Consider the following 20,823-nt stretch of genomic DNA (forward strand, 5'->3'; position numbering starts at 1 on the left):
CAGAGTCTTTTCTTATTTACAGGACGCAGCGGCGGCTGCGCGCATCGGTGGGACCGATACAGGTTTGGCATCGGGCGTCAGGGCTTCCCATTCCTGAACGCCGAATGCGGCGAAAGTCTTGCCGTCGGTCGAGGCGTCGAGCACGGCGCGCAGGCAGCGCGTTGTGACCGGCGCGAAGTCAACTGCGTTGAAGGTCTCAGGGGCGTTGCCATAGGCCGTCGTGGCCTTGACGGCGGCCCAGGTCGAACCCGTCCAGTATTCGAGATGCCACGCCTTCGGGGGGGCGACACCGACACCGGAACCGACGGGCTGATCGGCAAAGAACCAGATACGTGAACCGTCGAGCGTGACGGGTTCATCCCAGCGATACTCGATCCATTGCTGCTTCGGGTGATTGCCGGTCCAACTGCCCCAGTAGTCGGGCGGCAAAGGCGCTTGACGGACCTTGCCGTCCTTCAGCGCGCCCAGCCAGTATTGCACCGGCACGGGTTCATTCGAAGAGGCAGCGGTCGCAGCCGGTGCGGCATTGCGCTGCGCAGGCAAGACGGCCGGCTTGGCGGGTGTTATTACGACCGTTTTGATGGCAGCAGGTGAAACGCTGTCGTCCCACAGGACCTCATCGACGGCGACGCTGCGGCGGAAGTGTCCACCATCCTTGGCGTCGGCCGTGTGGTAGGCGATGTACCACTTGCCCTTGAACGGTACGATACCGGGGTGCGAGGTCGTCGATGACACCGGGTCGAGCATCACACCGCGATAGGTCCATGGTCCCAGCGGTGACTTGGCTGTGCCATAGGCGATGCAGGCATAATAAACGGCCTGGGTGCATTCGGACGTTGGCCCTGCCTTATTGCCGGCATAGGCCATATAATAGGTGTCGTTGCGTTTGAAGATCCACGGCGCTTCGAAAAAGCCGGTCAGGGTCGTGACGTCGACAATCTTGCCTTTGAAGGTCACCATGTCCTTTTCAAGCTCGACGCCCTTGAGGCGCCCAAAGGTGCCCCAGTACATGTAGACACGGCCATCGTCGTCGACGATCACGGTCGGATCGATGTTCTGGATATTATTGGCGACGGGATAGGACTGCGATACGACCGGCCCTTGCGGGTGCGCATCGACCCACGGACCTATCGGGGTATCAGACACCGCGACGCCAATGGCGAAGCCGTCCTTGTTGGTCGTGCCGGCCTGCATCACCGGCGCGTACAGGTAATAACGTTTATCCGTACCCTGAACGATCTGTGCGGCATAGGCGCGGCCGGGCGTTGCCCACTTGAAGACATCGTCGGGTTTCAGGAAGTGCGGATAGTGGGTCCAGTCACCCGATGCCGGATCAGAAGTCGCCAGCATCTGCCATTCCGGCATGATGAAGTCGTTGACGCCATCTTCGGCCATGTCACGGCCGGTCAGGATGTAGAGCTTGCCATCGGCTACCAGAGGCGCCGGGTCTGTCGTATAGTCGGCGCCGTCCGACAGGATGGGATTGTGCCCAGCATGAACAGCGCGTGCCTCCGGCGCGGGGCCGGCGTTGGCGGTCGCACAAGCCGCGAGCAGAGGCAGCAGGGCGGCGAAACAGAGATTACGCATGATCACGCCTTGCTTGCTGCGGTCGTGAACAGGCGAACGCCGAAGACTGGGCCAGCCGTCTTGCCTTCCTGGGCATTGAACTTGACGGTGACCTTGGACTTGCCCTTGGTCAGAGCCAGAGGGATCGGGTAATCGACATCGACCCAGGCGCCAGGCTGGCGGCCCGACAGGCGTTCATGCGCGATGACCGTGCCGTCGATTTCGATGGTGAAGCTGCGGTTGAATTCCGAGCCCCAATAGGTCGCTTCGAGCACCAGTGGCCCGGCTTCCTTGCCGTCCTTTTTTACATTCATCTCGAAAGTGAACCAGCCGCCGGTACGGGCATCGCGGCCATTACGGTTGCGATAGACGACCGGATAGGAATTGCCGAAGGTCTGGAGATTGTGGTCGCGCTCGGGCTGCATTTCGCCGAGGTGCATGGTGTCGACCGAGCGGGCAGCCAGTTCTTTCAGGCGCTCCTGTTCGGCGCGGTAAGCGACCTGGGCCTCAGCCCATTCGGGGTCATTATAGCGGTTGAAGTAGACAGCCGTGCGGCGCTCATATTGCGAATAGAAAGGCCGGAACGTCATGTCGCCCGGACGGCCGATGCCGTTGGACTTATAGACGGCCTCTTCGACCGAGACCGGCGTGAACGAACCGAGCAGATCGGCGCCGACCAGGGCCGGTGCATCGCCTTCCCACGGCTGATCCGATGCACCGAGATCGGCGGCCAGGACCATCGGACCGCGTAGCAGCGCCACGACGCCATCATCGCCGGCCGTCCCTTCAAAACGCAGGTCAAGCGGCAGGTCGAGCGTCACGACATCGCCGGCCTTCCACTTGCGGCGGATCAGGGCATAGCCGTTGTCAGCTTTTGCCAGCGCCGGCTTGCCGTTGACCAGCAGCGTATGAGTCTTGGCCCAGCCCGGAATGCGGACGGCAACAGTGAACGTCTTGGCGCCGCTGAGCTGCCCGACCTTGAACGCGACCTGGCCCTCATAGGGGTATTTCGTTGTCAGCTCGAACGCGGCCTTCTGCGCCTTCCATTCGACCTTCGACGGGATGAACAGGTTGACATAGAGGGTGTCGGCCGACTGCCAGTAGATGCTGTCGCCATGCTTGGAGTGGCTCTCGATGCCCGACAGGACGCAGCACCAGAAGGAGTCTTCCTGCGTCGAGAACTCACGCGCCGTCCCCGACATCAGCGGCACCATATAGGCGAACATGCCGGTCTTCGGGTTCTGGTGCGCCATGATGTGGTTCAGGTGCGCGCGTTCGTAATAGTCGAACCACGAAGCGTTCGGCGACCAGCTGTACAGGTGCCGCGTCAGCTTCAACATGTTGTAGGTGTTGCAGCTTTCGCAGGTCTGCTCGGTGATGTGCTTGGCGATCGTGTCGGGTTCGAAGAAATATTCGCGATCGGCATTGCCACCGATGACAAACGAATGGTGATTGACGACGCGGTCCCAGAAGAAGCTCGAGGCATCGCGATAGCCGGGCTTCTTGGTCACTTCGTAGAGGCGCGCCAGGCCGATCAGCTTCGGGACCTGAGTATTGGCGTGGTTGTTGGCCAGCTTGTCCTGCTGGGCTGTCAACGGATCGAGGATGCGCTTGTGATAGATGCGCTCGGACAGGGCCAGCCAACGCACATCGTTTGTGCGGGTGTAGAGTTCGGCGAACGACTCATTGATGCCGCCATGTTCGCAGTCGAGGACCTTCTGCACCTGCTCGTCATTGAGCGCGGCGAAGACCTTTTCGATATAGCCACCCAGGGCAACGGCGACCGGAATGCCGCGGTCGATACCGGCATAGGTCTGCACGTCCATCAGGCCGGCGAAAAGCTTGTGCCAGTTGTAAAAGGGCACCCAGCAGCCATTGAGGTCGAACCCGGCCGAGCGGATATCGCCTGCGATGATTTCCGGGAAGATTTCCTTGCCATCGACGATCGTCGTGTCCTTGCGCTTGCGCATGAAGCCCGCGGCATAGCCGTCGCCCTGCGCCGCCTGGACCTTTTCCAGCTCACCGATGATATAGTTGATGCGCGTGAGGCATTCTGTGTTGCCGGTCTGGGCGTACATCAGGGACAGAGCCGACAGATAGTGGCCCAGCGCCTCACCCGCGATCGTGTCCGCCTCCCAGCCCCCATAGAGCTCCCCCTTTGTGGGCAGGCCCGCGAACTTGTGATAGTTGTGCAGCAGCCTGTCCGGCGACAGGAACATGAGGTACTTTGTATTGGCTTCGATGGCGGTCAAAAAGGGCGATGGCAGCAGACGCACATCGTTCAGGCGGATCGGCGTCGGCCCCTGTGGCAAGGTTTCCGCCGCCCAGGCTGTAGCGCCCGTCGCGCTCAGAACCGTCATGACGGCCGCGCCCCGAAGCAGGCTGCGGCGATCGGTTGAAAAGCGCACTACGGTCATCGGGTTCCCTCTGTTTTCAGGTCTGCAACGGGATTGCACCCTAGTGATATACGGTATACTATTTTGAAGCAACTCCCATTTACTTCGCTTTAATAAGGACCGCCGCCTCCATGAAAGCCCTGCTGTTCGCCTCCGCCGCTGTCGCGGTTCTGTCGCTCTCATCGCTCGCGCACGCGGCCACTCCGGTCTCAGCCGGCGAGGCTTTCAAGGCGCTTTACACCTCTGAGTGGGACTGGCGCTCGAGCCAGCAAGCGGCCAGCGAAGACGGTGCGTCGCAGTCGACGGAAGGCCTGCCGGACGTCTCAAAAGCGGGTCAGGAACGCAAGCTGGCCTACTGGCGTGACGTCAAAAAGAAGCTCGACGCTATCGACGCCAAGGCGCTGACGCCTGAGGACCAGGTCAACTACCAGATCTACCAGTTCCAGATCGAGACCCTGTTGGCCGGGCAAGAGTTCAAGACCTATGAGCGTCCGCTGGCCGGCGACACGTCGTTCTGGAGTGATCTCGGCTATATGGGCCGTGAAACCTATCGCAGCGAAAAGGACTACCGCGCCTATCTGGTCAAGCTGAACGACATGCCGCGCTATTTCGCCCAGAACATGGACAATATGCGCGCCGGCCTGAAGCGTGGCTTCACCGTGCCTAAGGTCTCGCTGGTTGGACGCGACGTCTCGCTGTCGGTCGTGATAGACGCCAAGGGTGAGGCCAACACCTACTACCTGCCGTTCAAGTCGATGCCGGCCAGCATCCCGGCGGACAAGCAGGCCGAACTGAAGAAGCTGGCTCTGGAAGCCATCGACAAGAGCGTCATCCCAGCCCACCAGTCGGTCCTGACCTTTATCACCAAAGAATACGCCCCCAAGGCGACATCGTCGATCGCGGCCTACGATCTGCCGAACGGTAAAGCCTTCTACGCCGCCCAGAGCCGTGAATATACGACGCTCGACCTGACGCCGGAGCAGATCCACCAGATCGGCCTCGACGAAGTGGCAAAGATTCGCGCTGAGATGGCCGAGGTCATGAAGGAGGTCAAGTTCGAGGGCGATCTCAAGGCCTTTCTTAACTTCCTGCGCACCGATCCGCAGTTCTACGTCACCAAGCCGCAGGACCTGCTTGATCGCGCCGCCTGGACGGCCAAGCTGTTCGATGCCAAGTCTGGCGACTATTTCGGACGCCAGCCGCGCATGCGCTTCGGTATCTTCCCGGTCGCGCCGGAACTGGCGCCCTTCTATACCGGTGGCCGTGGTGGTCCCGGCGGCTACTGGGTCAACACCTATAACCTGCCCGCGCGTCCGCTCTATTCGATCCCGGCCCTGACCCTGCACGAAGCGGCCCCCGGCCACGCGTTCCAGATGCCGCTGGCGATGGAAAACAAGGGCCTCCCACCATTTCGTCAGCATACGTACATTTCTGCCTATGGCGAAGGCTGGGCGCTCTACTCCGAACGCCTGGGCGTCGAGATGGGCATCTACCAGACACCCTATGAGCACTTCGGCATGCTGAGCTATCAGATGTGGCGCGCTGCCCGTCTGGTCGTCGACACCGGCATCCACGCCAAGGGCTGGACGCGCGACCAGGCCATGAGCTTCATGCGCGATAATACAGCGCTCAGCGAGCACGAAATTACGACCGAGACGGACCGCTATATCGCCTGGCCCGGGCAAGCGCTCTCCTACTATCTCGGCGAAATGGCGATCTGGAAAGCGCGCGCAAAGGCTGAAAAGGCGCTGGGTGAAAAGTTCGATATTCGCGCCTTCCACGATACCGTGCTCGAACTCGGCTCGGTGCCGCTGCCGGTGCTGGAGGCGCGCATCGACCGCTTTATCGCCGAGGGTGGCAAGAGCCCGTATTCGGATAAAGACTGATGTCGGAATTGCATACCTTCGCGCTTGACGAGGCCTTCGACTTCGCCGTCGGGGTTCTTGAAACCAACGGCTTTGCGGACGACCATGCCCGTGCCATTGCCCGGACGATCTGGGCCTGTCAGCGCGACGAGTGCCATTCCCATGGCCTCTATCGTCTGCTCGTTTGCGTCCATACGCTGAAATCCGGTAAGGTGTCGCCCGACGCCCGGCCAGTCATTACTGATGTCGCGCCGGGCCTGGTCCGCGCCGACGCGAAAGGCGCCTACTCGCTGTTGGCTTATGAGACCGGCCGTGAGGTGCTGATCGCCAAGGCGCGCAAAACCGGCCTGGCGGCGCTGGCCATCAACCACTGCTATCACTTCTCGGCGCTGTGGCCTGAGGTCGAAGCCATCGCCAATGAAGGTTTGGTGGCGATGGCGATGACACCATCGCACGCCTGGGTCGCGCCCCACGGCGGCACCAAGGGCGTGTTTGGCACCAATCCGCTGGCCTTTGCCTGGCCACGGCCAGACGGCAATCCGTTTGTTTTCGATTTCGCCACCAGCGCCTCGGCGCGCGGTGAGATCGAACTGCATCGCCGCGCGGGCAAGCCGATTCCTGAAGGCTGGGGATTGAACAGCGACGGCCAACCGACGACCGATCCGACCGAAGCAATGAATGGCGCCATGCTGACCTTCGGCGGACATAAGGGTTCGGCGCTGTCGGCGATGATCGAGCTGATGGCCGGGCCTTTGATCGGTGACCTCTTGAGCCTTGAATCTATGGCCTACGATAACGGCGCAGGCGCCACGCCCTATCATGGCGAGCTGATCCTGGCCTTTGATCCCAAGATATTCATGGGCGCCGAATACGCTGTGCACTCGGGCCGCGCCGAAGCCCTGTTCGATGCGATTTTGGGCCAGGGCGCGCGCCTGCCGTCGCAACGGCGCTACGCGGCACGCGCAAGGAATATAGCTGCGAACTCGATCAGCATTCCGCGCCAACTGCATGCGCAGCTTGTCGCCATGCTCGATCCTGAAACGGCGTCCCGCCCCTTCTGACCGGTTTACACCTTCTGCAGGAACTCGGCGGACGGGGCCGTCGCCTCGTCCGTTTTTTTGCGCGCCAAGGCAAAAAAATGGCGCCGCCGGATAACCGGCAGCGCCACAGGGGGGACTTTAGGTTTGGCGCAGTTTAGAAGGCGCCGCTGATACCGATGAAGAACATCCGGCCGAGCGGATCATAGACGCTCGGGAAGGTATTGCCGTTGCCGTTTTCGACAAGCAGGCCGCCCATGATGGCCGGGGGCGCCTTGTCGAATACGTTCGTGACGCCGGCGCGCAGGGTCAGGCCCTTGGGCAGATCCTTCGTGAGGGTCAGATCGATGTAGTTGTAGGCTTCGATCTCGGCATTGCGCGTCGACTTGGTGCCGCTCAGATACTGGTCATCGGTATTGGTCGCCAAATCGACCTTGCCGAAGTAGCGCCAGTTGATCGAGATCGCGGTGGGTGCCCAGACCGAATCCCACGACGGGGTCCAAGTGGTGCGCAGGTTATGGCGCCACTTGGGCGAAGGCTGGCCGCAGGTGCCGCCGAACAGACCCGTACAGTCGTAGGAGCCAAGGCCCGGAAGCACTTCGGTTTCAAGCGAATTCAGCAGGGTGCCGACACCCGAGAAGCTGATGCTGCCGTAGTCCTTGCCGAAGACGTTTTCGGTAGAAAGGGTGTAGCTGCCGGTGAAATCGACGCCGGTCGTTTCAAGGAAACCGGTGTTGATGTTGGTATTGACGACGTAGCCGCCATTCGCCTTGTTATAGCCGAACAGGGCGCCGGTCGTCGGGTTACGGACGATCAGGCTGCAGTAGAAGGGGTTGCCGGTTTCGACGCACTGGGTGACCGACACCTGCGGATCAACCGAGCCGATATAGCCGTCGATGCGGATCTTGAAGTAGTCGACACTGAGGGCCAGCGACGAACCCTGCGGGGTGAACACCACACCAAAGGTCGTCGTCTTGGCTTCTTCCGGGCTGAGGTCGGGGTTGCCGCCGCCCAGGCCAGACCCGACATCAGCAGGCGTGGCTTCGATATTGCCGTACCAGGCCGAGGTCACGCCGGTGCGGGCGCAATCGCTTAAGGACTTGGATGGCGTAGCACCCGAGCAGGGGTCGATCAGGCCGACATTGCCAACGGCCTGGGCCGCGAACAGTTCGCTGACGTTAGCAGCGCGCATGGCCTTGTTATAGCTGGCGCGGAACAGAATGTCGGCGGTCGGTGAATAGCGTGCTTCGATCTTGTAGGTCTCGGTCTTCTTTTCGGCGCCGACAGCGGTCGGGGATTCCGAATTGTAGGTCGAGGAGCGGTAGCCGAGCGACGCGCTTAACGAACGGATCAGCGGCTTGTCGCTGACCAGAGGGATTTCCAGTTCGGCAAAATATTCGTCCGCCGAAATGCTGCCGTGCGCTTCTGCTGTGCCGGCGTCGAGCTGGGTCTGGTCACGCTTCTCGTCGATGGCCTCCTTGCGGTGTTCGACACCGAAGACGAGCGCCAGGCCGTCATTGGCCCACGGCGACTGAACACCGTAGTCACCCAGGTCGCCGCTGACATAGGCGTTGAAGACATTGATGCTCTGTTCATTACGCGTGAAGGTCGGCGCATAGATGAAGGCGTAACCTGCTTCCGACGGGCCCTTGGCGCTGAAGACGTCGATCGGCTGACAGTTCTTGGACGTGTCCTTACAGACGATGGTGCCGTTGACCGAAACGGCCTGCAGCGCCTGTGCCGCCTTATCCTGGTTGATATCGTTCTGATAGTTGAACTGGCCGATCGTGGTCGCATACATGTAGTTGACGTCGTAATCCCAAGTATCGTTCAGCGCGCCGCGGAAGCCGCCAGCCAGACGATAATTGGTGTGACGCATGTCGTTGCGGCGGCCTGGGCCCGTCGCGGCGCGGAAGACGACCTGGGTCGTGGCGTCCGCCGTCGATGTCGTCGAGCCGCACAGGATGGTCTTCTGCTGATCGCTCAGGAAGGGGTTGTCGCAGTTGACGGTAAATGGCCGACCCGACCAGATGGCCGACGGGGCGACCTGGCTGACCGAATGATCGTCCATGAACATGAAGCTGCCGTAGAATTCATGGTCTTCATTGATCTTGTAGTTGACGAAGGCGCCGGCATTATAGCGTTCTGAATTGCGCAGGGTGTAGTTGGACGGCGCATAGTTGTAATTGAACGAGGCGTCGTTGGTTACCCACGTCTTTGTGCCGTCCTTGGAGTTGGCGAAGTCCTTGTTGGCGTTTGGCCCCGTGATCGGGCGGAAGCGACCATAGGCGTGGTTGCTGGAACCGCCGCAGCCGAACTCCGAACCGGCCGCATCGGTGAAGACAAGAGCACAAGTCGAATAGTCACGCGAATCCTGAAGCACGGGCTCCATCTTGCGATAGCCGAAATAGCCGGTGACATTGCCCTTGCCGTCGGCAATGTCAGCGCCCGCGGCAATGTTGAAGTCGTATTTCTGGCCGTCCCAGACATTTTCCTTCGCCGGCGTGATACCAGCCTTGGTCTGGATGCCGCGCAGATAGTCGTCATCATTGGTGTGTTGATATATGCTGTACTGAGAGTCGAAACGGATGCCATTCAGCTTCTTGCGCATGATGAAGTTGACGACGCCGGACATGGCGTCCGAACCGTAAACCGACGATGCGCCGCCGGTCAGGACATCGGTGCGCTCAACCAGCGACGACGGGATAAAGTTGAGGTCGACGCCCAGGGTCGGCAGGAAGCGTTGGCCATCGATCAGAACGAGAGCGCGGTTGCCGCCCAGGCTGCGCAGGTTGACGCCCGCGGTGCCATCCGAATTGTTCGACTGGTTTTCGTTGTTGCCGGCTTCGATCTGCGGCAGGGCCTTGAGGACCGAGTCGATGGCAGTGGCACCCTGCAGCTTCACTTCGCGATCATCGACCGTGGTGATCGGTGAAGCGCTTTTCAGATTCGGTTTGCGGATACGGGTACCCGTCACGACTACGACCTGCGACTCGCTGGCGTCTGCTGCGGTTTCCTGTGCCGCGGCGCCCGTCGCGCTGACGGTCCATCCCGAAGTGATAGCGGCGAAGGCGACGCCGGCCAGTATCAGGGATTTCCTGTTCTTATTCATGATATCCTCTTCCGCGGTTGCCTGCTTCCAAAGCAGCGATGAGGGAGAAAATCACCGGAGGCATATAACGTCAATATATGTTATATGTTATTCGGAATATCGTATACAATTATGAAAGGTGTGATGCTTTTATGTCACCTAATGGGGCAGTGCATGACATGGTCGCCAAGTTTTCCGGGATAACGCCTGAACGTTTCGCCAATGAAATCCAGGCGGCGAATCAGCCGGCAGTGCTCAAGGGCCTGCTGTCGAACTGGCCGATGGTTGGGCTTGGCTCCGCCGATGCGCTGGCCGAATACCTGTTGGCCCACGACAAAGGCGATCCTTACGGCGTCTATGTCGGGGCGCCAGAGATTAAGGGGCACTTCTTTTACGGCGCCGATACGCGCAGCGAAAACTTCCGCTTCGGCCCGGCGCCGCTGCGTCAGGTACTCGACAATCTGCTGGCTCAACTGGCGGCCGATGCCCCGCAATCCATCTTCATCCAGTCGGCGGAATTGCATCGCTACATGCCGTCGGTTCGCGACGCGCACCCGCTCGACCTTTTGCCGCCGGGCGTGGAGCCACGCATCTGGATCGGCAATGAGACAGTCACGCGCGTCCATTACGACCTGAACCAGAACCTGATCTGCGTCGTGGCGGGCAAACGGCGGGTCATGCTCTATCCGCCCGAGCAATTGCCAAACCTTTATCCGGGGCCGTTCGATCGGACGATCGGCGGCGTGCCGGTCGGTATGGTCGATCCGGAAAACCCGGACCTGGAACGCTATCCGCGCTTCGCCCTGGCGCAGAATGCTGTTCAGGTCGCGGAGCTTGAGGCCGGCGACGTCCTCTATATCCCCTTCGGCTGGTGGCACCAGGTCCGGTCGCTGTCGCACTTCAATGTCATGATCAACTACTGGTGGGACGATGCGCCAAAGGCTGCCGCCCAAGCCTATGACGCCCTCTTCCACGCGGTCCTGGCGCTTCGTGATCAGCCGTCGTCGCACAAGGCGATCTGGCAGGCGCTGTTCGACTATCATATCTTCAGCGAGGAGCCGATGGCGCACTTGACGGTGCAGGAGCGTGGCACGCTCGGTGAGATGACGCCCGCACGCGTGGCTCAGATCAGGAAGGTGCTGCGGCAGAACCTGGATTGAGCGCATTCCAAAAAGGGTGAAGCTTTTTTGGATAGAATGCGCCTCAAATATTAAAGCCGGTCGATTGCGGCCTGTGGTTCCGTGAACCACTTGGCGCCTGAGTCGGTGACATACATATGGTCTTCCAGCCGGATGCCGAAACGATCGGGGACGACGATCATCGGCTCGTTTGAAAAGCACATGCCGGGCGCAAACGGTGTTGTGTCGCCACGCACCAGATAAGCGGGTTCGTGGATGCTGAGCCCGATGCCGTGGCCGGTCCGGTGCGGCGTCCCCGGCAGGTCGTACTCGGGGCCCAGGCTGTATTTCGCAAGGATTTTCCGCGCAGCATAATCGGCCGTTTCGCAAGGTCTGCCGACTTCGACCGCCGCAAAGGCAGCTGCCTGCGCTTCCTTTTCGATATCCCAGATGCGGCGATGTTCGTCCTCCACCCTGCCAAAAGAATAGGTGCGGGTGATGTCGGACGTATAGCCCTGGACGTAGCAGCCTGTGTCGATCAGTACGAGGTCGTTTTCCTGCAGGGTCTGCACGCCCGGCAGGCCGTGCGGAAAGGCCGTTCCGCGCCCGAACTGGACGATGCAGAAGGAGTTGCCGGCAGCGCCGAGCTTACGATGCGCGGCTTCGATGAACTGCGTCACCTCGGCCGTCGTGATGCCTTCGCGCAGGATTCGCGACGTCGCGTGGTGGACCTCAAGCGTCATCGACTTGGCCTGCTGCATGGCCGCCAACTCGGCGGCCGACTTGTACATGCGACAGCCATTGATGACCGACGAAGCTTCAAGGATTTCGACCCCGGTCTCCTTGCCTAAACGGCTGACCATTTCAAACGCCATCGCCGGATCGACGGCGAGCCTGGTCACTCCCCAATCGCCGAGCGCTTGCTTGACCAGGCCATAAGGGCTTTCGTGCTCGTGCCATAGACGATAGTCCATTTCGATCTGCGTGTCGGCCTCGACCGAACCACGCTCGAAATAGGGGCAGATCAGTATGGGATCGCCATCAACCGGCAGCAGCAGGCCGATCAGGCGCTCCGACGCGCCCCATGGCAGGCCGGCAAAATAGCGTAAGCTTGCCCCTGCCCCGACCAGGAGCGCACCGGCGCCCATGTCCCGCGTCAGACGCCGTGCCTTGTCTAGCCGCGCCAGGCGTTCTTCGCGCGTAATCTGCAGTGCAGATGCCGGAGGCGTCAGGCCAGCAAGTTCGCGTTCGATAGTGGAGGAGCCGATCATATCTTTAGTCCTAGCGGAAGCGTTCGAGGGAGAAGGCCTTGGGCGAGGTGTCGCCGAACAGCATATCGGCTGCGATTTCACCGGTAACGGCCGCGAGCGTCAGGCCAAGATGCTGGTGCCCGAAGGCATACCAGATATTGCCCTCCGGCGTCAGCCTGCCAATCGCCGGCAGATAGTCAGGCAGGGTCGGCCGCGCGCCATACCATTCATCGGCGGTCGACAGATTGGTGAAGGGCAGGCCAAGGTCTGAGACGTGGCGGCGCAGGCGGTTCCACTTGCTGCGGTCAGGCGGCGCCGAAACATCGTCCAGCTCGACAAAACTGGCGGCGCGCAACCCGCCCTCAAAGCCGGTCACGATCATCGAGCGGTCTTCGAAGACGACGGGGGGCAGGTCCTGCGGCCATTTATGCACGGGCGACTGGATATGATAGCCGCGTTCAGCGACAATCGGCACGCGAACGCCCAGCGGTTCCAGCAAAGCTTTGGACCATACGCCGGCGGCGACAATGACCTGCGCAGTAGGCAATGTATCGCCATTGGCCAGGCGAACCTGCGGCGTAATGCTTGTGACTTCAGCCGTGATGAGCGTGCCACCACGCGCAACAAAGGCCGTTTCGAGCACCTCGAGCAGGCGGCGGTTGTCGGTAATCTGGCCAGTGTTTTCAAAGCGGATCGCACCATGGATTGGCGTGCTCACAATCGTTGCGAGATCCCGCAACTCATCCTCGGTCGCGTCGTGAAAGGTCGCCGTGCCGGTATCCGTTGCGGCCCAGGCCGCCCTGCCCTTGCGCGCAGTCTCAGGCGTCTCCCATACTATATAGTGTCCGTCGGTGCGCAGCAGGTCGGCGGCATCGATATCTGCCGCCCGTCTTTGCCAGGCGGGCATGGCCTGAGCGATCAGGGCCGACAACGCCGCCTTGCCGGCATTAAACCTTGCCGGTTGGGCCGCGTGCAGCAAACGCAGGGAAAAGGGCAGCCAGTGCGCGATGCCGGAAAGCGGCAAGGCCAAGGCGCCCTTTGGATAAAGTCTTCCGGGTGCGGAGCGGACCATCGCCATGGAGGCCAGGGGCTCGACCTGTTCGATGGCGATATGGCCCGCATTACCGTAACTGGCTGAGGTGCGGTTGCGTTCTCGGTCAATCAGTGTGACTAATAGTCCTTTCGCTTGCAACGAAAGGGCGATATTCAGCCCTACTACCCCGCCGCCGACCACAATTACGTCCATACCTTAATCATCCTTGTTGCACAGCATTATCGCATATAGTATACCGTATAACCTGTATACCGGTTCATGGAGCATTTGAATGAGAATCGATTGGCGCGGCGTTTTTCCGGCGGTAACCACGCAGTTCAAGGAAGATCTTTCGATCGACTACGCGGATACGCAGCGTGTCGTTGACGACCTCATCCGTGACGGTGTGACGGGCATTATTGCCATGGGAACCTGCGGAGAAAACAACTCTCTGACCGCTGACGAAAAGCGCACCTTGCTCAAGGCGATCGTCGAAGTCGTCGCCGGCCGCGTGCCCGTCGTCACCGGCGTGTCGGAGCTGACCACGCCTCTGGCCTGCGCCTGGGCACGGGACGCCGAGGCGCTTGGCGCCAACGGCCTGATGCTTCTGCCTGCCATGGTCTATGTGCCTCGTACCGAAGAGCTGATCGCGCACTTCACCCAGGTCGCGGAAGCGACCTCGTTGCCGATCATGCTTTATAATAACCCGACCGCCTATCGCGTGGCCATCACCAATGAGGTGCTGGAAGCCCTGCGCCCGGTCAAGAATATCGCGGCCGTCAAGGAATCGACGCCGGACACCCGCCGTTTCACCGACATGTATAATGCCTTTGGTGACCGTTATGTCCTGTTCGCCGGTCTCGACGACGTCGCCTTTGAAGGCCTGCTGCTGGGCGCCCAGGGCTGGGTCTCGGGCCTGACTTCGGCCTTCCCGCACGAATCTGTCATGCTGGTCAAGGCACTGGAAGCCGGTGACCTGGACACGGCCCGCGAAATCTACCGCTGGTTCCTGCCGCTGCTGCACCTCGACGCCGAGCACGACCTCGTCCAGTCGATCAAGCTGGCTGAGCAGATCATGGGCCGGGGCTCGGAACGCGTCCGTATGCCGCGCATGCCGCTGACAGGTGCGCGCCGCGCCGAGGTCACCGCCATGGTCGAGAAGGCGGCGGCTTCCCGCCCGAGCCTGAAGATCGTAAAGGCAGCCTGATAGGCCGCTTCTTTTCTGAACGAGTCCGCATATGCGCCATACCTTCTTTGCCATCGATGGCCATACTGCGGGTAATCCGGTCCGCCTCGTTGCCGGGGGCACTCCGCTCCTCAAGGGCAATTCCATGTCAGAGCGCCGTCAGGATTTTCTGACGCGCTTCGACTGGATCCGGACTGGCCTGTGCTTCGAGCCGCGCGGACACGACATGATGTCCGGTGGCTTTTTGTATCCGCCGACGCGCGACGACACCGACGCCGGCATCCTGTTTATCGAGACGTCAGGCTGCCTGCCCATGTGCGGCCACGGTACGATTGGCATCGTCACCTTTGCGCTGGAAAACGGCCTGATCACGCCGCGCACCCCCGGCAACCTAAAGCTGGAAGTGCCGGCCGGTATCATCGATATCGCCTACACAACCAACGGTCCAAAGGTCACCGCGATCAGGATCACCAATGTCCCGGCCTATCTGGCCAAGACGGGTATCGAGATCGACGTACCGGATTTCGGCCCGCTTAAAGTAGACGTCTCTTATGGCGGCAACTACTACGCCATCGTCGAACCGCAAGGCCCCTACACCGGTCTGGACGATCTGGGCGCGGCGCGAATCGTCGAGCTGAGCCGCGAGGTGCGCGAACGGGTGCGGGCGGTTTACGAGCCGGTCCATCCGCTTGATTCGACGATTCGCGGCGTCAGTCACGTCCTGTGGGCCGACAAGCCCAAACACGATGGCGCCGACGGTCGCAATGCCGTCTTCTATGGCGAACGCGCCATCGACCGCTCGCCCTGCGGCACCGGCACCTCTGCCCGCATTGCCCATCTGCACGCCACGGGACGCCTCAAGGTCGGCGAGCGTTTCGTCCATGAAAGCTATATTTGCAGCCGCTTTATAGGTAAAGCGGAAGCGGAAACGCAGCTTGGCGACCAGATCGCCATTATTCCTTCCATCGAAGGCAGCGCGATTTCGACCGGGTTCAACACAATCTGGATCGACCGCGAAGACACATTCTGGGAGGGGTTCCAGGTTCTCTAAGGTGGTTTTGCGCGATGTCGCAGCTACCGCGCTGTTTTCGATTCGTCCATTTCCGCGTCAGAAATGTCGCATTCAACGAAAATTCACATATCTGTATACAATATAATCAATTGAATAATATTGTAACGCGTACCAATCAGTGCAGACTGCACAGATGAATCGAGGCCGATAACGCATGGCTATTATTGTACAAACGCTGTCTGAGCAAATTTATGCCTTGATCCGTGACCGGATCATTTCGGGTGACCTTCAGGCGGATACCGCCATTCGCCAGGACGCTCTGGCGGCCGAGCTCGGCGTCAGCAAGATCCCCCTGCGTGAGGCCTTCGCACGTCTGGAGCAGGATGGCCTGCTCTTCTACATCACCAATCGCGGCTTCTTCGTGCGTTCTCTGTCGGCTGATGAGGTCGAGGAGGTTTACGCCCTGCGCCTGAAGATCGAGCCCGAGGCCGTGGGACAGGCTTCGAAAAAGGCGACGGAGGCCGACAAGAAGGTCGCGCACAATGCCTTGCTGGCGCTCGACGAAGCGGCTGGCTCCGATCGCACCAAGGTCGGCAAGATGAACCGTAATTTCCACATGGCCCTGGTGCGCCCGATCCAGCGCCAAGTCACGATCCAGGTCGTAGAACGCCTCAACCTGATTTCAGAGCGCTATGTCGGCAAGCATCTGGAGCCGGCCGGACGTGACAGCCGCGCCCACGAAGAACACACAGCCCTGTACGAAGCCTGGGCAGCAGGCCACGCCAAGGTTGTCGAAGGCATGATGTACGATCACATCAACTCGACCCTCGAAGACCTGCGCAAACAGTTCGAAATCGAGAAAAATTCAGCGGCATAAGCCGGCCGACAATCCAAACGAAAAAGGCTGCGGATCGCTCCGCAGTCTTTTTCTTTTCTACCATGAGCCTATTTGGTCTTGCGCAGGACACTGTTCCAGCGGCCGTAGGCGAAGTAGACCACGAGGCCTATAGCCATCCAGATCAGGGTGAAAATCTGGCTTTGGACCGGCAGGCTGGAGAAGATAAACGCACAGCCGCCGATGGTGATGAGGCCGACGACCCAGTGCAGCGGCACCTTGAAGCTGCGCACGGCGTCCGGCAGCTTTTTGCGCAATATGATCATTGACAACGCCACCGCGATAAAGGCGATCAGCGTGCCTGCGTTCGACAGTTCGGCGATCTTCTTCAACGGGACGAAACCTGCGCCAAGTGCTACGGCAATACCGGTAATCAGCGTGATCAATGCGGGCGAACCCTTGCTGTTGACGGCAGATACAGCCTTGGGCAACAGGCCATCGCGCGCCATGACGAAGAAGATACGGCTCTGGCCGTACATCATGACGAGAATGACCGATGGCAGGGCGACAATGGCCGCGCCGCCGACAATTGTCGCGACGAGCGGCTGGCCCAGAGTGCGTAGAACGTGCGGCAGAGGTTCGCCCGAAGACGCGATGTCCTGATAACCGACAGCGCCGATAGCGACGGCGGCGACCAGCATGTAGATCAAGGTCGAGATACCCATCGAGCCCAGGATACCGATCGTCAGGTCGCGCCCGGGATTCTTGGCTTCTTCCGCCGAGGTCGACACAGCATCGAAGCCGAAGAAGGCGAAGAAGACGATTGCGGCCGCCGCCATAACGCCGAACTTCTCGCCGCCAACCTCATGCGCCATGAAACCGAACGGCATGAAGGGGTCATAGTTGCCAGCCTGGATTGCCGGAAGGCCGATACAGATAAAGGCGCCGAGCGCGACAATTTTTATGATGACCAGAAGGATGTTGAGCGTGGCGCTCTCGCGTGCGCCAATCAGCAGCAGGCCCATGACCGCCAGCGAGACAAGCGCGGCCGGCAGGTTCACCAGACCGCCAGCATAGGGTCCTGCCAGCAGGGCAGCCGGCAGTTTCAGGCCGACCGCTTCTTCGAGGAAGCCGACCAGGTGGGCCGACCAGCCGACTGCGACGGTCGAACAGGCCAGCGAGTATTCAAGAATCAGCGCCCAGCCGACAACCCATGCGACGATCTCACCCATGCTCGAATAGCTGTAGGTATAGGCCGAGCCGGCCGTCGGGATCAGGGTCGACATTTCGGTGTAGCACAGGGCCGCGCAGGCGCAGACCAGTCCGCACAGGGCGAACGAAACGATGACGCCCGGTCCGGCGAGACCCGCGCCAACACCTGTAAGCGTGTAGATGCCAGTACCGATAATGCCGCCAATGCCGAGCGCCATCAGGTGTGGCCAGCTCAGGGTTTTCGCTAGGGCCTTGCCGTCTTCTTCGGCGCGCTGCAAGGGCTTTAAAGGTCCGAACAATCCCATTGTGTTCCTTTGACTATCGTCGTTGTGACGTAAGAGGGTGAACGAAAAAAGGATCGCAGCCAAGCTGCGATCCTCACAAAAGTAACTTTATTTTTGCGGCGCCAGCTCGACTGAAGTGGCGGCCGTGCCCAGCGGGATGATGTAGCCGCCGCGCGCGGTCTTTTGCGGCGAAGCAGGTGCGTAGCGGCGGCCGTCCCTGGTCGCTACCTCGACATCGAGGAAGGCTTCCGGCGTCGTCGCGGAGGCTGGCGCGAGCTTAAGCATGACCTGGCCGGTAGACGGGCTGTAGCTGACGGTCTCAATCTTTCCCGCCTTGAGTGTCAGCCACAGCCCGGCCGGCGCAACGAAGACGCGACTGCGGGCGCTGTCTTTCGGCGCAAGGGTAATCGTTCCTGCCGTCTCGGTGACGACGCCACCCATGCCGACCCAGCCGAAGGTAGGGTGGTCGACGAGATAGGAGGCGGCCGCAACGGCGTGACCGAAGAAGCTCATGCCATAGTCACCGTTCATGCCGTCGAACTTCATCATGTCCGGGAATGAATGGAAGGCGGCCGAGCTGAAGCCCTTGTCGTCGATATTGGTCAGCGAGCCCATCAGGCCGCCATAGGCGACGCGCAGCAGGTGGAAGTCCTGCGGATTGCTGCGATAGGCGTCAAACAAAGGCACGGCGTTCAGCGACGAGCCATAGTGGTGCAGCTGGCGCTCGATACGCGATGTCTTGCCGGCATAGAGGAAGTCCCAGAAGCGGCGCGCCGATCCGTTATAGCCCCAGTGCGGCACGGTCGGATCGTAGGCGAGAATGACTTCGCGCGTCGATTCCGCCGCCTTCTGGTCGTTGAAATAGCGCGCCCACATATAGACCTCGGCCTGGCCGGTCGAATCCCACGGCATTTCCGAACCGAAGGGGTATTTCAGGGTTTGCCAGTGATCGGCGCGCTTTTTCATCAGCGCCTCGACCTCGGTCGCCAATTCGGTCATGCCCTCGCGCTTCAGATCTTCCAGAATGTAGACAAAGACATCGCCTTCCATCTGGCCGAACTGGGTGTAGTACGGGGCCTTGCTCATCATCGCCTTGGTCGTCTCCCCGGCGCGGGTCAGATAGGTCTGCCAGCTTTCCTTGGTCGCCAAACCGGAATGGTAGCGGCCGAGCCGATAAAGGGTCCACCAGGCAGCAGCCGGGTGCGGATAGTTGTAGGAGCGGCCGAGATCGGCCGCGCCCTTGCGGTCCCAGGCCGACCAGACCTTCCAGTTCAGCGTCGGATCGTAGGTGCCTTCGGGCATGGTTGGATCATAGAACATGACCGACTTGCGCACGCCGTACTTATCTTCGCCATCCGACACCTGTATATCGCCCCACAGGGTCTCGGAGGCAAAACGCTCGAACTTGGTGACCTCTTCCGGGGTCGGATTGTCGAGTTGCTTCATGATCGTCGCCAGCCACGAACCGGCGCCGCCCTCGTCGCTCAGGCCCGAAATCCAGACGCGGTTGTCCTGGGTGATGATCTGGTTCTTGTCGCGGTCATAGCCCATGATCGACGGGCTGCGGCCGAAAGGATCTTGCGGATTTTCGTACCACTGCTCGGTCGTCAGGAAGCGGCCCATGTCGGCGACCTTTTCGGCCTCCGGCCTGGTGACGAGGTAGTGGATCGTCTGGCGCGAACCGTCGGCGTAGGTCAGCGTGACGCGCACGCGGCCGGTCGTCTTGCTGGTGACGGTATATTTCAGCCAACCGTCCTTCGCCTTGACGGGCGTGGAGATGTCGAGCGCGCCTTCAGGCGACTGCGCGATCAGCTTGACCGGCTGCTTGGCCTTCAGGAACAGGCTCGCCGGCATATCGGTCGGCACGATGTAGCCTGGCAGGCCAACAGCCACAGGCCGGTCATTCTTGCTCAGTGTCGTCTCGATCTCGCGGATCGACGGTGACAGCGCAAACCGGAAAGCATAGGTCGTGGTGGCCCCGGGCTGGATGTAAATCGAGGAGGTTTCATTCCACTGCTCGACACCCTTCCAGTCGGTGTCCGCAAACCCCTTGGAAGCGACCATCCAGCTGTAGAAGCCTTCGAAGGTCATGTTGCGCGGCTCGGGATCGTTGTAGATCTTCAGCGTCTTGTCGGCTGTGCGCTCATTGAGGATCGGCTTATACAGCTCGAACTTCGCCGACTGCGTATCCGGCAGGACCAGCAGTGACGGCCCGCGACCGTTCAGGCGATTGACTTGAAGATAACCGGCATCGAGGCCGACGTAAGGGTCATAAAAGGAGGCGACGTCGTGTGCCTCTTCCAAGTGACGGCCGGTGATGATGTTGTCGAAGACCATGGGCACACCGAAACCGCCGATCTCGACGGCGGTCTTGCCCGGATTGCTGACGGTAAAGCGCAGCACCAATTGCCCCTTGTCGACGGCCCAGATGCGCACGACCTTCAGCGGCAGTTGGCCCGCGAAGGCACCAGAGATATCGGCTGAGGCGATGACGCCCTTGCCGGCGCGCAATGGCTTGATCGCGCCGCGCTTGAAGGCCGTCGAATAGTCCTGCCACGCAGTCTCGCCGGCCAGGCGGACACGCAGATCGAGATCGCCAAGCCGATAATAGCCATCGCCAGTGCGCTGGGTAAAGCGGTTCGATGGCAGATAGTCAAACCCACCCTGCCCTTTCGGCTTCAGCGCCACCAGGGTTTGCGACGTCGTCTGGAAAGCGCCGTCAAAATCCTTTGTCTCGAAGAGGGTCGTCTGCGCTTCCGGCGTATTCCACGGCAAGACCGTAGCGGTTGCCGCCTGAGCCAGGGCGTGCGTGCTCACCCCGGCGGATGCGACCATCAGGGCGGCAAGAACGGGAGCAAAAACACGGCAGACGGACGTCATGTGGTTCTCCTTCGGCCCGCGGGTCCGAAACAAATAAAGCGTCCGTCATGCCAGGACT

At 60.7% G+C, this 20,823-nt stretch carries 13 protein-coding genes; 6 read left to right on the forward strand and 7 right to left on the reverse strand.

Translation table 11 applies throughout. The annotated features are described in order from the left end of the window. Nucleotides 1–12: 12 nt before the first annotated feature. The gene (locus AC1DON_RS14260) at nt 13–1,587 is read right to left on the reverse strand and encodes a family 43 glycosylhydrolase (RefSeq protein ID WP_476935476.1); all 1,575 of its coding nucleotides are present in this window, start codon (nt 1,585–1,587) and stop codon (nt 13–15) included. A 2-nt stretch (nt 1,588–1,589) separates the two neighbouring features. Then, on the reverse strand, nt 1,590–3,983 hold the full coding sequence (locus AC1DON_RS14265; RefSeq protein ID WP_476935477.1) for a beta-L-arabinofuranosidase domain-containing protein: 2,394 nt from the start codon (nt 3,981–3,983) through the stop codon (nt 1,590–1,592). Between the two features lie 110 nt (nt 3,984–4,093). Between AC1DON_RS14265 and AC1DON_RS14270 the strand changes: the two genes are divergently transcribed. Next, nucleotides 4,094–5,848 carry a DUF885 domain-containing protein gene (locus tag AC1DON_RS14270; RefSeq protein ID WP_476935478.1) on the forward strand — a complete coding sequence of 585 codons (1,755 nt, stop codon included), beginning with the start codon at nt 4,094–4,096 and terminating at the stop codon, nt 5,846–5,848. After that, on the forward strand, nt 5,848–6,888 hold the full coding sequence (locus AC1DON_RS14275) for an Ldh family oxidoreductase (protein WP_476935479.1): 1,041 nt from the start codon (nt 5,848–5,850) through the stop codon (nt 6,886–6,888). The genes AC1DON_RS14270 and AC1DON_RS14275 overlap by 1 nt, the downstream gene beginning before the upstream one ends. Nucleotides 6,889–7,021: 133 nt before the next feature. On the opposite strand, the gene AC1DON_RS14280 is transcribed toward AC1DON_RS14275, so the two are convergent. Beyond that, complete coding sequence (locus AC1DON_RS14280; protein WP_476935480.1) at nt 7,022–9,976, reverse strand: TonB-dependent receptor domain-containing protein; 2,955 nt, start codon at nt 9,974–9,976, stop codon at nt 7,022–7,024. 158 nt (nt 9,977–10,134) lie between these two features. Here AC1DON_RS14280 and AC1DON_RS14285 point away from each other — a divergent pair, with 158 nt between their 5' ends. Continuing rightward, a complete protein-coding gene (locus tag AC1DON_RS14285) occupies nt 10,135–11,115 on the forward strand; it encodes a cupin-like domain-containing protein (RefSeq protein ID WP_476935481.1) in 981 nt (326 codons plus the stop codon). 50 nt (nt 11,116–11,165) lie between these two features. Here AC1DON_RS14285 and AC1DON_RS14290 read toward each other — a convergent pair whose 3' ends face one another. Together AC1DON_RS14290 and AC1DON_RS14295 are read right to left on the reverse strand one after the other, a co-directional pair. Further along, entirely contained in the window at nt 11,166–12,344 is a 1,179-nt protein-coding gene (locus tag AC1DON_RS14290) for a M24 family metallopeptidase (protein WP_476935482.1), read from the reverse strand. Nucleotides 12,345–12,354: 10 nt separating this feature from the next. After that, nucleotides 12,355–13,569 (reverse strand): NAD(P)/FAD-dependent oxidoreductase, encoded by a 1,215-nt coding sequence (locus AC1DON_RS14295; protein WP_476935483.1) that lies wholly within the window; start codon nt 13,567–13,569, stop codon nt 12,355–12,357. A gap of 79 nt (nt 13,570–13,648) precedes the next feature. Here AC1DON_RS14295 and AC1DON_RS14300 point away from each other — a divergent pair, with 79 nt between their 5' ends. The 3 genes from AC1DON_RS14300 to AC1DON_RS14310 all read left to right on the forward strand — a co-directional run bounded on the left by AC1DON_RS14300 (nt 13,649) and on the right by AC1DON_RS14310 (nt 16,431). Continuing rightward, nucleotides 13,649–14,563, forward strand: a complete 915-nt coding sequence (locus AC1DON_RS14300) for a dihydrodipicolinate synthase family protein (RefSeq protein WP_476935484.1) — start codon at nt 13,649–13,651, stop codon at nt 14,561–14,563. A 31-nt stretch (nt 14,564–14,594) separates the two neighbouring features. Next, a complete protein-coding gene (locus tag AC1DON_RS14305; RefSeq protein WP_476935485.1) occupies nt 14,595–15,593 on the forward strand; it encodes a 4-hydroxyproline epimerase in 999 nt (332 codons plus the stop codon). A gap of 175 nt (nt 15,594–15,768) precedes the next feature. Beyond that, nucleotides 15,769–16,431 (forward strand): GntR family transcriptional regulator, encoded by a 663-nt coding sequence (locus tag AC1DON_RS14310; RefSeq protein WP_476935486.1) that lies wholly within the window; start codon nt 15,769–15,771, stop codon nt 16,429–16,431. 68 nt (nt 16,432–16,499) lie between these two features. Here the strand turns inward: AC1DON_RS14310 and AC1DON_RS14315 are convergent, their stop codons facing one another. Together AC1DON_RS14315 and AC1DON_RS14320 are read right to left on the reverse strand one after the other, a co-directional pair. Further along, a complete protein-coding gene (locus AC1DON_RS14315) occupies nt 16,500–17,906 on the reverse strand; it encodes an amino acid permease (RefSeq protein ID WP_476935487.1) in 1,407 nt (468 codons plus the stop codon). Nucleotides 17,907–17,993: 87 nt separating this feature from the next. Next, on the reverse strand, nt 17,994–20,765 hold the full coding sequence (locus tag AC1DON_RS14320; protein ID WP_476935488.1) for a DUF5695 domain-containing protein: 2,772 nt from the start codon (nt 20,763–20,765) through the stop codon (nt 17,994–17,996). Nucleotides 20,766–20,823 lie beyond the last annotated feature (58 nt).

The organism is Asticcacaulis sp. P4_H10 (assembly GCF_056400965.1).

What these genes read in the sequence shown, in the direction of transcription:
- AC1DON_RS14260 (WP_476935476.1), bottom strand. Translation starts at nt 1,587, where the DNA reads ATGCGTAATCTCTGTTTCGCCGCCCTGCTGCCTCTGCTCGCGGCTTGT.
- AC1DON_RS14265 (WP_476935477.1), bottom strand. Translation starts at nt 3,983, where the DNA reads ATGACCGTAGTGCGCTTTTCAACCGATCGCCGCAGCCTGCTTCGGGGC.
- AC1DON_RS14270 (WP_476935478.1), top strand. Translation starts at nt 4,094, where the DNA reads ATGAAAGCCCTGCTGTTCGCCTCCGCCGCTGTCGCGGTTCTGTCGCTC.
- AC1DON_RS14275 (WP_476935479.1), top strand. Translation starts at nt 5,848, where the DNA reads ATGTCGGAATTGCATACCTTCGCGCTTGACGAGGCCTTCGACTTCGCC.
- AC1DON_RS14280 (WP_476935480.1), bottom strand. Translation starts at nt 9,976, where the DNA reads ATGAATAAGAACAGGAAATCCCTGATACTGGCCGGCGTCGCCTTCGCC.
- AC1DON_RS14285 (WP_476935481.1), top strand. Translation starts at nt 10,135, where the DNA reads ATGGTCGCCAAGTTTTCCGGGATAACGCCTGAACGTTTCGCCAATGAA.
- AC1DON_RS14290 (WP_476935482.1), bottom strand. Translation starts at nt 12,344, where the DNA reads ATGATCGGCTCCTCCACTATCGAACGCGAACTTGCTGGCCTGACGCCT.
- AC1DON_RS14295 (WP_476935483.1), bottom strand. Translation starts at nt 13,569, where the DNA reads ATGGACGTAATTGTGGTCGGCGGCGGGGTAGTAGGGCTGAATATCGCC.
- AC1DON_RS14300 (WP_476935484.1), top strand. Translation starts at nt 13,649, where the DNA reads ATGAGAATCGATTGGCGCGGCGTTTTTCCGGCGGTAACCACGCAGTTC.
- AC1DON_RS14305 (WP_476935485.1), top strand. Translation starts at nt 14,595, where the DNA reads ATGCGCCATACCTTCTTTGCCATCGATGGCCATACTGCGGGTAATCCG.
- AC1DON_RS14310 (WP_476935486.1), top strand. Translation starts at nt 15,769, where the DNA reads ATGGCTATTATTGTACAAACGCTGTCTGAGCAAATTTATGCCTTGATC.
- AC1DON_RS14315 (WP_476935487.1), bottom strand. Translation starts at nt 17,906, where the DNA reads ATGGGATTGTTCGGACCTTTAAAGCCCTTGCAGCGCGCCGAAGAAGAC.
- AC1DON_RS14320 (WP_476935488.1), bottom strand. Translation starts at nt 20,765, where the DNA reads ATGACGTCCGTCTGCCGTGTTTTTGCTCCCGTTCTTGCCGCCCTGATG.